Here is an 11,740-nt window from a genome sequence, read left to right as displayed (position 1 = left end):
ATCTGTATCCAAAAGAACCCACAAAAGGGTTCAATAATTTGGCATTGACTATCAAGCACACTGTTGAGTTCTCAAACAACCGACGCACACCATCCAAGATCAGGACAACCATCCCGACCCCGTCCGGGGCAACCCTTCAACCTTACCCGCACTGTTCCACTCCGTCAACCGCTCTCAGCGAGCCAAGTCGACGGGAAAGTACTGCCGGGTCCTCGACTGATCGGACACAATACTGTACCCGATCGAAGGTTCGAGGTCATCCACCTGCGGGACCGACCACCGGTACCCAGCCCGACGGGCTGTCTCCTCGGTGTTCGTTCCTCCCTGCCGGGCGAACGACCAGAACATTACACATGCTCTGGCCTGCGGACCAAATCCGCAGGCCAGAGCAGGTTTCACGGCTCCTCGGTCACCGAGAGACGGCGACAGCGAGCGTCTTCTTGCCGCGCCGCAGCACCGCGTACCGGCCGTGCAGCAGGTCTTCCGGACGCAGCTCGGCATCCTCGGACACGACCTTGACGTTGTTGACGTACGCGCCGCCGTCGGCGATCGCGCGACGTCCTGCGGCCCGCGAGGCCACCAGTCCGCTGTCGACCAACGCGTCCAGCACCAAGGTCCCCGCGGAGACGTCGGCGCGCGGCAGCTCGGCCGTCGCGGCGCCGAGCGTCTCCGCGTCGAGCCCCGTCAGCTCCCCGCGTCCGAAGAGCGCCTGGCTCGCGGCGATGACGGCGTCGGTCGCCTCCTGCCCGTGGACCAGCGTCGTGACGTCCGCGGCGAGCGCCTTCTGCGCCGCCCGGGCGAAGGGACGCTCGGCCACCTCCTGCTCGAGCTCGACGATCTCCTGGCGGGTGCGGAACGTGAAGATCTTGAGCCACGCCACCACGTCGGCGTCGGAGGCGTTGAGCCAGTACTGGTAGAACGCGTACGGGCTCATCATGTCGGCAGCGAGCCAGACCGCCCCGCCCTCCGTCTTGCCGAACTTGGTGCCGTCCGCCTTGGTGATCAGCGGTGTCGTCAGGACGTGGACAGCCTCGCCCTCGGTCTTGCGCACCAGCTCGACGCCGGACAGGAGGTTCCCCCACTGGTCGTTGCCGCCCGTCTGCAGGGTCACGCCGTGGCGCCGGTACAGCTCCAGGAAGTCGATGCCCTGCAGGATCTGGTAGCTGAACTCGGTGAAGCTGATCCCCTCGTCCGAGCTCAGCCGGCGTGCCACGGTGTCCTTCGCCAGCATCGTGCCGAGCCGGTAGTGCTTGCCGACGTCCCGCAGGAAGTCGATCGCCGACAGCCCGTCGATCCAGTCGAGGTTGTTGACCAGGATCGCCGGGTTGTCGCCCTCGAAGTCGAGGAAGCGGGACACCTGCGCCTGGAGGCGCTCGGTCCACTCGGCCACGGTCTCCTTGGTGTTGAGCACCCGCTCGCCCGACTGGCGGGGGTCGCCGATCATCCCCGTGGCGCCACCCACCAGCGCGACGGCGCGGTGTCCGGCGCGCTGCAGGTGCCGCAGCACGAGCAGCTGCACGAGGTGCCCGTGGTGGAGGCTGGGGGCCGTCGGGTCGAAGCCGCAGTAATACACGATCGGGCCCTCCGAGAGCGCGTCCCGCAGCGCGGCCTCGTCGGTGGTCTGCGCCACCAGGCCTCGCCAGTGCAGCTCGTCGAGAACGTCGGTCACCGTGTGCTCCTTCAGACGATTCGTGCGACCCGGCCGGGTCGCGCCCCTAGTCTGCCCGACGTCGGCACCCGCACCACACGTCCCGACGGCCGCACATCTCAGCGCACGCGCCGCGCGACGGGCCGGTAGGCCGAGACGGTCGGTTCGTCGACGAGCCACGACCTCCAGCCGAAGCGCGCAGGGTCCGCACCATCGCCTCCGACACCGACGCGGGGTCCGGTCGCGATCGTGCGCGGCAGCGGGTCGACCGGCAGCTGGACGGCCACGTCGCCCCCGGACTCCGTCGTGTCGGCCGAGTCGTCGTCCAGGTCGATCGCCAGCGCGACGGCGAGGCGAGCCGGACCGCGAGCGATCTGCCGGTCGGAGTCGCACACGCCCGCCGCCTCACGCCGTCGCCGGGCCAGCTCCCGGCCCTCGACGACCTCGCCGGCACGCAGCAGGACCGCCCCGGCGTCCCCGACCGATCCGCACACGAGGTTCACGCAGTGGTGCAGCCCCAGGTGTCGGTAGACGTAGAGGCGGCCCGGGCGACCGAACATCGACCGGTTGCGCGCCGTCGGACCACGGAAAGCGTGTGACGCCGGGTCGTCCGTCCCTCCGTAGGCCTCGACCTCGGTGAGGCGGACGACGACGTCTCCGTCCGGGTGCCGTCGCACCAGGTAGGCGCCCAGCAGGTCCCGCGCGACCTCGTGCACGCTGCGCGCGTACCAGGACGGGCCCGGGACCTGCGACGGCACCGGACCTGCCTCGGGTGCTCCGCTCGAGGCCTCGCCCATCACCCCTCCTCAGGCGGTCGCACGCAGGCGCCCGAAGCCGTCGACGACGACGTCCGCCCGCTCCCGCGTCTGCTCGGCAGCGTAGTGCGCGGCCTCGTCGGTCATCCACCGCAGCCAGTGCGCTCGGGCGGCCGCACCGTCGCGCGCCAGCCCGCGACGCAGCCGCACGTCGTCCTCGGCCTCCACCCAGATGCGCAGGGCCGCCCAGGGATCGACCTGCCGAGCGGCAGCCCCGCAGCCCTCCACCACCAGGAACGGCGCCGGCGGCACACGATGCTGCTCCGCCCAGCCGGCCGCCGCCCAGTCGTAGCGCCGGTACTCCCCCGGCCTCCCGGCGACGAGCGGCTCCAGCACCCACTCACGCAGTCGCTGCGCCCCGCCGTCGGGCCCGGCCACCCAACCTTCGTAGAGGTCGTCCATGTGCACGACCTGGCAGGCGAGCTCGACGGCGACCTGGGTCGCGAGCGTCGTCTTTCCCGAGCCCGCCGGGCCGTCCACACAGACGAGCCGGGTGCGGCGCCACGGCAGGGACGCACCCGGCCCCGGGAGGCGCGCCGGTGCCGCCCGCACCCGCCGCACGACGGCGGCGAGCACGTCCGGACCGACGCTCATCCGGTCAGCCCTCGGCCCAGAACCGGTACTCCGTGGCCCGCTCCTTGGCGGCCTCGAGCTGCTCGGTGACCCGCACCGGGGCCGTACCGCCGACGGCGTCGCGCGAGGCGACGGAACCCTCGACGGTCAGCACCTCGCGCACCTCGGGGGTGAGGTGGCTCGAGATGGCCGCGAGGTCGGCGTCCGAGAGGTCCCACAGCTCGATGTCGCGCTCCTCGCACACACGCACGCAGCTGCCGGCGACCTCGTGCGCCACCCGGAACGGCACGCCGGAACGCACCAACCACTCGGCGACGTCGGTGGCCAGGGAGAACCCCTGGGGAGCGAGCTCGGCCATCCGGTCGGTGTCGAACGTCAGGGTCCGGACCATCCCGGCGAACGCCGGCAGCAGCACCGTGAGCGTGTCGACCTGGTCGAAGACCGGCTCCTTGTCCTCCTGCAGGTCGCGGTTGTAGGCGAGCGGCAGCCCCTTGAGCGTCGCCAGCAGACCCGTCAGGTCACCGATCAGCCGCCCGGACTTGCCTCGGGCCAGCTCGGCGATGTCCGGGTTCTTCTTCTGCGGCATGATGCTCGACCCGGTCGACCACGCGTCGTCGAGCCGCACGAACCCGAACTCCTTGGTGTTCCAGGCGATGATCTCCTCGGAGAGCCGCGAGAGGTCCACCCCGATCATGGCGGCGACGAACGCGAACTCCGCGACGACGTCGCGCGCGGCCGTGCCGTCGATCGAGTTCTCCACCGGACCGTCGAAGCCGAGCTCCGCGGCCACCGCGGCCGGGTCCAGACCCAGTGAGGAACCCGCGAGCGCCCCCGACCCGTAGGGCGAGCGCGCAGCCCGCACGTCCCAGTCGATCAGCCGGTCGACGTCGCGCAGCAACGGCCACGCATGTGCCAGCAGGTGGTGCGCCAGCAGGACCGGCTGAGCGTGCTGCAGGTGCGTGCGGCCCGGCATCACGGCGTCACCGGCGCCCTGCGCCTGGGTGATGAGCTCGTCGACGACCGTGACGACCTGCTGGGCGATCGTGCGCGCGTTCTGGCGCAGGTACAGCCGCACCTGCGTGGCGATCTGGTCGTTGCGCGACCGTCCGGCCCGCAGCTTGCCGCCGAGCTCGTCACCCGCACGCTCGATCAGACCGCGCTCGAGGGCGGTGTGGACGTCCTCGTCGCCGAGCTGGGGCAGGAACGTCCCGGCCTCGACGTCGGCCTCCAGCCGGCGGAGGGCGTCGAGCATGGCCGTGAGCTCGTCGTCGTCGAGCAGACCTGCCCGGTGCAGCACGCGCGCGTGCGCCCGCGAGCCCGCGACGTCGTACGCCGCGAGCCGCCAGTCGAAGTGGGTGGACTGCGACAGTGCCTGCAGCTCCGGCGCGGGGCCGCCGGCGAACCGGCCGCCCCACAGGCTCACCGAGGCCGGCGCGTCGAGGGTGCCGTCCGTGCCGCCGTCGGAGTGCTTCTCGATGTCGGCCATGCTCAGAGGTCCCCGACGCCGAAGTCCGGGCCGTTGCCGAAGCGCTCGTCGCGCGCGGCGGCCTGCTTGGCGGCCAGGCCGTAGATCTCGATGAAGCCCTTGGCGTGCGACTGGTCGAACGAGTCGCCCTCGTCGTAGGTGGCGAGGTTGAAGTCGTACAGCGCCGCCTCCGAGCGGCGTCCCGTCACGGTGGCGCGGCCCCCGTGCATGACCATCCGGATGTCGCCGGAGACGTACTTCTGGGTCTCGTCGACGAACACGTCGAGGTTCTTCTTCAGCGGGCTGAACCACATGCCGTCGTAGACGAGCTCGGACCAGCGCTGCTCGACGCCCTTCTTGAAACGTGCCTGCTCGCGCTCGAGGGTGACGTTCTCGAGCTCCTGGTGGGCGGCGATGAGCGCCATGGCACCCGGCGCCTCGTAGACCTCGCGAGACTTGATGCCCACGAGGCGGTCCTCGACGATGTCGATGCGGCCCACGCCCTGGGCGCCGGCGCGGCGGTTCATCTCCATGATCGCCTGGAGCGGGGAGACGGCGACGCCGTCGAGCGCGACGGGCACGCCCTCGGCGAAGGTGACGACGATCTCGTCGGCGACCGGCGGGAACGTCGGGTCGTCCGTGTAGGAGTAGACGTCCTTGGTCGGCTCGTTCCAGATGTCCTCGAGGAAGCCGGTCTCGACGGCCCGGCCCCACACGTTCTGGTCGATCGAGAACGGGTTCTTCTTCGTCGTCGCGATCGGCAGGTCGTGCTTCTCGGCGTAGTCGATCGCCTTCTCCCGCGTCAGGGCCAGGTCGCGCACCGGGGCGATCGACTTGAGGTCGGGCGCGAGCGAGGTGGTGGCTACCTCGAAGCGGACCTGGTCGTTGCCCTTGCCTGTGCAGCCGTGCGCCACGGTCTGCGCCCCGAACTGCCGGGCGGCGCGCACCATGTGCTTGACGATCACCGGCCGCGAGATCGCGGAGACGAGCGGGTACCGGTCGAGGTACAGACCGTTGGCCTTGAGCGCGGGCATGCAGTACTCGTCGGCGAACTCGTCGCGCGCGTCGGCGACGTACGCCTCGACGGCACCGCAGTCGAGGGCGCGCTGGCGAATCATCTCCATGTCCTCGCCACCCTGGCCGACGTCGACGGCGACGGCGACGACCTCGGCACCGGTGGCCTCGGCGATCCAGCCGATCGCGACGGAGGTGTCCAGGCCGCCGGAGTAGGCGAGCACGACGCGTTCAGTCATGAGGGTTTCATCCTTAGCTGTGCGGTAGGGGTCGAGTCTGACAGGCTCAGGCGTCAGGTGACGCGGTGAGCTCGAGGAACCGGGTGGCGAGCTCGTCGCCGCCGGCGGGATCACGGGCGATCACCAGGATCGTGTCGTCCCCGGCGATGCAGCCGAGGACCCCGGGAAAGACGGAGTGGTCGATGGCGGAGGCCAGGTAGTTGGCCGCTCCCGGCGGGGTGCGCAGCACGACCTGGTTGCCGGACGCCTCGGCCGAGACGAGCAGGTCCGCACAGAGCCGGGCCAGGCGGGCCGCGAGGTACCCGTCGTCGTGGCCGCCGACGCCGGCTGCCCGCACGCTGCGGTCCCCGCCCTCCCCGGGCACGGCGTACACGAGGGTGCCGGTGGCGTTGCGGACCTTCTCGGCCCGCAGCTCGATGAGGTCCCGGGACAGGGTGCCCTGGGTGACGGTGAGTCCTTCGTCGGCGAGCTCGCGGGCGAGCTCCGCCTGGGAGTGGATCGCCGTGCGCCGCACGATCTCCACGATGCGGGCGTGGCGGGCCGCCCTCGTGGTGAGCGGGCCGTGGGCGGGCGTCGTGGTCATCCCTGCTCCAGCAGGAACGTCAGGACCGCCTTCTGGGCGTGCAGGCGGTTCTCCGCCTCGTCCCAGACGACGGACCGGGGGCCGTCGATGACCTCGGCGGCGACCTCCTTGCCACGGTACGCCGGGAGGCAGTGCAGGAAGATCGCGTCGTCCTTCGCGCGCGCCATGAGCTCGGCGGTGACCTGGTACGGCAGCAGGTCCGCCACCCGCTGCGCGGCGGAGTCCTCGTCGCCCATGGACACCCACGTGTCGGTCACCACGACGTCGGCACCGGCGACGGCGGCCTCGGCGTCTGTGGTGACGGCGACGGACCCGCCCGTGGTCGCGGCGATCCGGCCGGCGCGGTCCACGACGTCGTCCGTCGGCAGGTACCCGTCAGGGCCGCACACCACGACGTGCAGACCGGCGGTCGCCCCGGCGAGCAGGTACGACACCGCCATGTTGTTGGCCGCGTCACCGACGTAGACGAGGCGCTGGCCCGGCAGGGCCGACAGGCCTCCGCGGTGCTGCGCGATCGTGACCAGGTCTGCCAGGAGCTGGCACGGGTGGAAGTCGTCCGTCAGCGCGTTCACGACCGGGACGCGGGAGACGGCGGCCATCTCCTCGAGCCGATGCTGGCCGTACGTGCGCCACACGATCGCGGCGACCTGCCGGTCGAGCACCCGGGTGACGTCCGTGACGGACTCGCGCTCGCCCACCTGGGCGAGGCGGCCGTCGACCACGACAGGGAAGCCTCCCATCTCGGCGATCCCCGTCGAGAAGGACAGCTGGGTACGCAGCGTCGGCTTGTCGAAGAGCAGGGCCACGCCCTGCGGGCCGGCGAGCGGTGTGCGCACGGTGCGGTCCTCGCGGAACGCCATGGCGAGCTCGAGCACGTCGTGCTGCTCGGCGGGCGTGAGGTCGTCGTCGCGCAGGAAGTGGCGGGGCATCACTCCTCCTCCGGGTTCTCGGGTACGGTCACGCCGGCGAAGAACCGCGCGGCGTCCAGGGCCTGGTCGACGGTCAGCACCAGGGGCGGTGCCAGCCGGATCGCGTCGGGAGCGACCGCGTTGACGATGAGGCCGGCGTCCAGCGCGGCCGCAGCCACCTGCGGCGCCACCGGACGCGTGAGCTCGACGGCCAGCAGCAGCCCTCGCCCGCGGACGCCTCGAACCAGCGGGTTCTCCCCCGCCGCGACCGCCCGGCGCAGCACCTCACCGACCTCCTGGGCGTGGGCGAGCAGGCGGTCCCGCTCGATGACGCCGATGGTGGCGAGCGCCGCTGCGGCGGCCACCGGGTTGCCGCCGAACGTGGTGCCGTGCTGGCCTCGCCCGAGCAGCGTCGCGGCGTGCTCTCCGAGGGCGATGACGGCGCCCACGGGGAATCCGCCACCGAGACCCTTGGCGAGCGTGACGACGTCGGGCACGACACCCCCGCCGATCTCCTGCTGCTGGAACGCGAACCACGAGCCGGTGCGCCCCATGCCGGTCTGCACCTCGTCGAGCACGAGCAGGGCGCCGGCTGCGCTCGTGAGCCGCCGCCCCAGGGCGAGATAGCCCTCGGGCAGCGCGCGCACGCCCGCCTCGCCCTGCAGGGGCTCGACCACGAGCGCCGCGACCTCGCCGCGCTCGGCGACGACCGCCGGTGAGAACGCGGCCTCCAGGGCGTCGGTGTCGCCGAAGGGCAGATGCTCGACCCCGCCGGGCAGGGGCTCGAAGGGCTCGCGGTACGCCGGCTTGTGGGTCAGGGCGAGCGCACCCATGGTCCGCCCGTGGAACCCGCCCTCGAGCGCCAGCACCCGGGTACGCCCCGTCCGGCGCGCCATCTTGAAGGCCGCCTCGTTGGCCTCGGTGCCGGAGTTCGTGAAGAACACCTTGGAGCCCTCCGGCGCCTCGGCGAGCTGCAGCAGACGCTCGGCCAGCGTGATCTGCGTGGGCGTCCCGAAGAAGTTCGACACGTGCCCGAGCGTGCCCAGCTGGGCGCTCACGGCCGCGGTGAGGGTCGGGTGCGCGTGGCCCAGGGCGTTGACGGCGATCCCGGCGAGCAGGTCGAGGTACCGCGTTCCCTCGGCGTCCCACACGTACGCCCCCTCACCGCGCACCAGGATGCGCTGCGGCGGGCCGAACGTGTCCATCACCGAGCGGGTGTACGCCTCCGTCCACCCCTGGGTGCTCAGGTCGCGCTGCGTGGTGGTGATCTTGCTCATGCGTCGGCCTTCACAGGGTCGGGGTCGGGGACGACCATCGTGCCGTTGCCACGCGAGGTGAAGACCTCCAGCAGCACGGAGTGCGGCAGTCGGCCGTCGATCACCGAGGCGCGCGGCACGCCACCCTGGACGGCGCGCAGGCACGCCTCCATCTTCGGCACCATGCCCGAGGTCAACGTCGGGAGCAGGCTCGCCAGCTCGCCGGCCGTGATCTGCTCCACCAGCGAGGCAGGGTCGGGCCAGCTCGTGTAGAGACCCTCGACGTCAGTGAGCACGATGAGCTTCTTCGCGCCGAGCGCCACCGCGAGCGCCGATGCGGCGGTGTCCGCGTTGACGTTGAGCACCTGGGTGGGGTCGTCGATGTCGGGCGCGACGGTGGAGACCACCGGGATACGACCGGCGTCGAGCAGGTCCTGCACCGCGGACGGGTTGACCCGCACCACGTCCCCCACCAGGCCGACGTCGACCAGCTCGCCGTCCACGGTGGCCTGGCGACGCACGGCGGCGAACAGGCCGGCGTCCTCGCCCGAGAGCCCCACGGCCCTCGGCGCGTGGGCGTTGAGCAGGCCGACGAGCTCGCGCTGCACCTGGCCGGTGAGCACCATGCGCACCACGTCCATGGCGTCGGGCGTGGTGACGCGCAGCCCGCCCCGGAACTCCGAGGTGATGCCGACGCGGTCCAGCATCTTCGAGATCTGCGGGCCACCGCCGTGCACGACGACCGGTCGCAGGCCGACCTGGCGCAGGAAGACCATGTCCTGGGCGAACGCCGCCTTGAGGTCGTCGTCGATCATGGCGTTGCCGCCGTACTTGACCACCACGAGCGCCCCGGCGAACTCCTGCAACCAGGGCAGCGCCTCGATGAGGACCTCGGCCTTCTGGTCGGGGCGCAGGCCGGTGCGCGTGTCGAAGGCGGGGTGATGGGCCTGGGGATCGCTCATGAGGAGTACGCGCTGTTCTCGTGGACGTAGTCGTGCGTGAGGTCGTTGGTCCAGACCGTGGCGGTCGCGTCGCCCGCGTGCAGGTCGACCTCCACGTGCACCTCGCGGCCGGCCGCGAGGTCGACCAGCTCGCGGGGCTCGCCCACGCCCTGCCCGCGGCACACCTGGACCCCGTTGACCGTGACGTCGAGCGCCAGCGGGTCGTACGGGGCGACGTCTTCCGGGACGGTGCCTGCGGCAGAGATGATGCGTCCCCAGTTGGGGTCGTTGCCGAAGATCGCGGCCTTGAACAGGTTGGACCGCGTCACGGCCCGCGCCACGGCGACCGCGGCGTCCTCCGTCGTGGCGTTCGCCACGGTGACCGCGATGTCGTGGCTCGCTCCCTCGGCGTCGGCGACGAGCTGTCGGGCGAGGTCCGCGCAGACCGCGCCGACCGCCTCGGTCAGCTCGGGCTCGCTGACCTCGGTCCCGGACGCGCCGGAGGCCAGCAGGATCACCGTGTCGTTCGTGGACATGCAGCCGTCGGAGTCGACCCGGTCGAACGTCGTCCGGGTGGCGGCACGCAGGGCGGAGTCCGCCGTGGCGGCGTCGACCACCGCGTCGGTGGTGATGACGGCGAGCATGGTGGCGAGGCCGGGGGCCAGCATGCCGGCCCCCTTGGCCATGCCACCGACGCTCCACCCCTGCCGCGCGGCGACCGCGGTCTTGGCGACCGTGTCCGTGGTCATGATGGCCTGCGCGGCGTCCGTGCCGCCGTCGGGCACCAGCGAGCCCGCGGCGGTGTCGACGCCGCCCAGCAGGGCCTCCAGGTCGAGCCGCAGGCCGATGAGGCCGGTGGAGCACACGAGGACGTCGCCAGCACCGACCTCGTCCTCCGGGCGCGTCGCGGACGCGCTCAGGACCGCGGCGACGTGCTCGGCCGTGCGGTGCGTGTCGGCAAAACCCTCTGGACCGGTGCAGGCGTTCGCTCCGCCGGAGTTCAGCACGACGGCGCGGGCCGCGCCGTCGGACACGGCCTGCCGGGTCCAGACCACGGGGGCGGCCTGCACCCGGTTGGACGTGAGCACGGCGGCTGCGGTGCGCCGCGGACCGTCGTTGACGACGAGCGCGACGTCGCGTGCGCCGGTCGACTTCAGACCGGCGGCGACACCGGCGGCCCGGAACCCCTGCGGGGTGGTGACGGTCACGGTGCGACTCCTTCGGTGACGAGACCGGCCGTCTCCGGCAGGCCGAGTGCGAGGTTCATCGCCTGGACCGCCTGGCCGGCGGTGCCCTTGACGATGTTGTCGAGGGCCACCACGACGACGACGCGGCCGGCGGCCTCGTCGAGGGCCACCTGCACCAGCGCGGTGTTGGCACCGAGGGTCGCCGCCGTCGAGGGCCACTGCCATGCGGGCAGGAGGTCGACGAAGGGCTCGTCGGCATAGGCCTGCTCCCAGACGGCGCGGACGTCGTCGGGGCTCGCGCCGTCGTGGCCCGGAGCCAGCCGCGCGGTGAGGGTGGCGAGGATTCCGCGCGACATCGGCACGAGCGTCGGGGTGAAGCTGATCGAGACCTCCGGCGCTCCTGCGGTGCGCAGGTTCTGCGCGATCTCGGGGATGTGCCGGTGGGTGCCGCCGACGGCGTAGGGCGCGGCGGCGCCGAGGCCTTCGGCCGCGAGCAGGTGCGGCTTGAGCGCCTTGCCCGCGCCGGAGTAGCCGTTGGCGAGGACGGCGACGATGTCGGTCGGACTCACGAGCCCGGCCGCAACCCCGGGCTGCAGGCCGAGGGTGGCGGCGGTCACGTTGCACCCGGGTACCGCGATGCGGCGGGCACCGACCAGGTGGTCGCGCTGGCGCGACCCGTCGGCGTGGACCAGCTCCGGCAGACCGTACGGCCACGTCCCGGCGTGGGCGGAGCCGTAGAAGGACTCCCAGTCCGCGGCCGAGACGAGCCGGTGGTCGGCGCCGAGGTCGAGGACGAGGACGTCGTCGGGCAGCTGGGCGGCGATCTCGCCGGACGCGCCGTGCGGCAGCCCGAGCACGACGACGTCGTGCCCGGCGAGCACCTCGGCCGTGGTGGGTTCGAGCACGCGGTCGGCCAGCGACCGCAGGTGCGGCTGCAGCTCACCCAGACGGCTGCCCGCGTTGGAGTGGGCGGTGACCGCTCCGACGTCGAGGTGCGGGTGCGCCGCGGCGAGGCGCAGGAACTCTCCGCCGGCGTAGCCCGACGCACCGGCGACGGCGACGCGGAGCCGGGTGGGGGCGTCCGGTGTGCTGACCATGCGCACCACTATAC

The 11,740-nt window shown here is 72.2% G+C and carries 11 protein-coding genes; all 11 read right to left on the bottom strand.

Features of this window, described 5'->3' with window-relative positions; genetic code table 11:
• Window positions 1-409: 409 nt before the first annotated feature.
• The 11 genes from tyrS to argC all read right to left on the bottom strand — a co-directional run bounded on the left by tyrS (window position 410) and on the right by argC (window position 11,726).
• Window positions 410-1,669: a tyrosine--tRNA ligase gene (gene tyrS / locus PZC42_RS17455; RefSeq protein ID WP_277212869.1), complete on the bottom strand. Its 1,260-nt coding sequence runs from the start codon at window positions 1,667-1,669 to the stop codon at window positions 410-412.
• A 98-nt stretch (window positions 1,670-1,767) separates the two neighbouring features.
• Window positions 1,768-2,445, bottom strand: a complete 678-nt coding sequence (locus tag PZC42_RS17450; protein ID WP_277212868.1) for a DNA-3-methyladenine glycosylase — start codon at window positions 2,443-2,445, stop codon at window positions 1,768-1,770.
• A gap of 9 nt (window positions 2,446-2,454) precedes the next feature.
• Window positions 2,455-3,057 (bottom strand): uridine kinase family protein, encoded by a 603-nt coding sequence (locus PZC42_RS17445; RefSeq protein WP_277212867.1) that lies wholly within the window; start codon window positions 3,055-3,057, stop codon window positions 2,455-2,457.
• A gap of 4 nt (window positions 3,058-3,061) precedes the next feature.
• On the bottom strand, window positions 3,062-4,522 hold the full coding sequence (argH, locus tag PZC42_RS17440; RefSeq protein ID WP_277212866.1) for an argininosuccinate lyase: 1,461 nt from the start codon (window positions 4,520-4,522) through the stop codon (window positions 3,062-3,064).
• Window positions 4,523-4,524: 2 nt separating this feature from the next.
• Entirely contained in the window at window positions 4,525-5,754 is a 1,230-nt protein-coding gene (locus PZC42_RS17435) for an argininosuccinate synthase (RefSeq protein WP_277212865.1), read from the bottom strand.
• Window positions 5,755-5,800: 46 nt separating this feature from the next.
• Window positions 5,801-6,337 (bottom strand): arginine repressor, encoded by a 537-nt coding sequence (locus PZC42_RS17430; protein ID WP_277212864.1) that lies wholly within the window; start codon window positions 6,335-6,337, stop codon window positions 5,801-5,803.
• Window positions 6,334-7,266, bottom strand: a complete 933-nt coding sequence (argF, locus tag PZC42_RS17425; protein ID WP_277212863.1) for an ornithine carbamoyltransferase — start codon at window positions 7,264-7,266, stop codon at window positions 6,334-6,336. Before argF ends, PZC42_RS17430 begins: the two co-directional genes overlap by 4 nt.
• Window positions 7,266-8,522 carry an acetylornithine transaminase gene (locus PZC42_RS17420; RefSeq protein WP_277212862.1) on the bottom strand — a complete coding sequence of 419 codons (1,257 nt, stop codon included), beginning with the start codon at window positions 8,520-8,522 and terminating at the stop codon, window positions 7,266-7,268. Before PZC42_RS17420 ends, argF begins: the two co-directional genes overlap by 1 nt.
• The gene (gene argB, locus PZC42_RS17415) at window positions 8,519-9,463 is read right to left on the bottom strand and encodes an acetylglutamate kinase (protein ID WP_277212861.1); all 945 of its coding nucleotides are present in this window, start codon (window positions 9,461-9,463) and stop codon (window positions 8,519-8,521) included. The genes PZC42_RS17420 and argB overlap by 4 nt, the downstream gene beginning before the upstream one ends.
• Window positions 9,460-10,650, bottom strand: a complete 1,191-nt coding sequence (gene argJ, locus PZC42_RS17410) for a bifunctional glutamate N-acetyltransferase/amino-acid acetyltransferase ArgJ (RefSeq protein WP_277212860.1) — start codon at window positions 10,648-10,650, stop codon at window positions 9,460-9,462. Before argJ ends, argB begins: the two co-directional genes overlap by 4 nt.
• Window positions 10,647-11,726 carry an N-acetyl-gamma-glutamyl-phosphate reductase gene (gene argC, locus PZC42_RS17405; protein ID WP_277212859.1) on the bottom strand — a complete coding sequence of 360 codons (1,080 nt, stop codon included), beginning with the start codon at window positions 11,724-11,726 and terminating at the stop codon, window positions 10,647-10,649. The genes argJ and argC overlap by 4 nt, the downstream gene beginning before the upstream one ends.
• Window positions 11,727-11,740 lie beyond the last annotated feature (14 nt).

The organism is Isoptericola croceus, from assembly GCF_029382255.1.
Lineage (GTDB): Bacteria > Actinomycetota > Actinomycetes > Actinomycetales > Cellulomonadaceae > Isoptericola > Isoptericola croceus.
This window is presented reverse-complemented; position numbering and strand designations above follow the sequence as displayed.

What these genes read in the sequence shown, in the direction of transcription:
- argC (WP_277212859.1), bottom strand. Translation starts at nt 11,726, where the DNA reads ATGGTCAGCACACCGGACGCCCCCACCCGGCTCCGCGTCGCCGTCGCC.
- PZC42_RS17435 (WP_277212865.1), bottom strand. Translation starts at nt 5,754, where the DNA reads ATGACTGAACGCGTCGTGCTCGCCTACTCCGGCGGCCTGGACACCTCC.
- PZC42_RS17445 (WP_277212867.1), bottom strand. Translation starts at nt 3,057, where the DNA reads ATGAGCGTCGGTCCGGACGTGCTCGCCGCCGTCGTGCGGCGGGTGCGG.
- argH (WP_277212866.1), bottom strand. Translation starts at nt 4,522, where the DNA reads ATGGCCGACATCGAGAAGCACTCCGACGGCGGCACGGACGGCACCCTC.
- PZC42_RS17450 (WP_277212868.1), bottom strand. Translation starts at nt 2,445, where the DNA reads ATGGGCGAGGCCTCGAGCGGAGCACCCGAGGCAGGTCCGGTGCCGTCG.
- argB (WP_277212861.1), bottom strand. Translation starts at nt 9,463, where the DNA reads ATGAGCGATCCCCAGGCCCATCACCCCGCCTTCGACACGCGCACCGGC.
- argF (WP_277212863.1), bottom strand. Translation starts at nt 7,266, where the DNA reads ATGCCCCGCCACTTCCTGCGCGACGACGACCTCACGCCCGCCGAGCAG.
- PZC42_RS17420 (WP_277212862.1), bottom strand. Translation starts at nt 8,522, where the DNA reads ATGAGCAAGATCACCACCACGCAGCGCGACCTGAGCACCCAGGGGTGG.
- PZC42_RS17430 (WP_277212864.1), bottom strand. Translation starts at nt 6,337, where the DNA reads ATGACCACGACGCCCGCCCACGGCCCGCTCACCACGAGGGCGGCCCGC.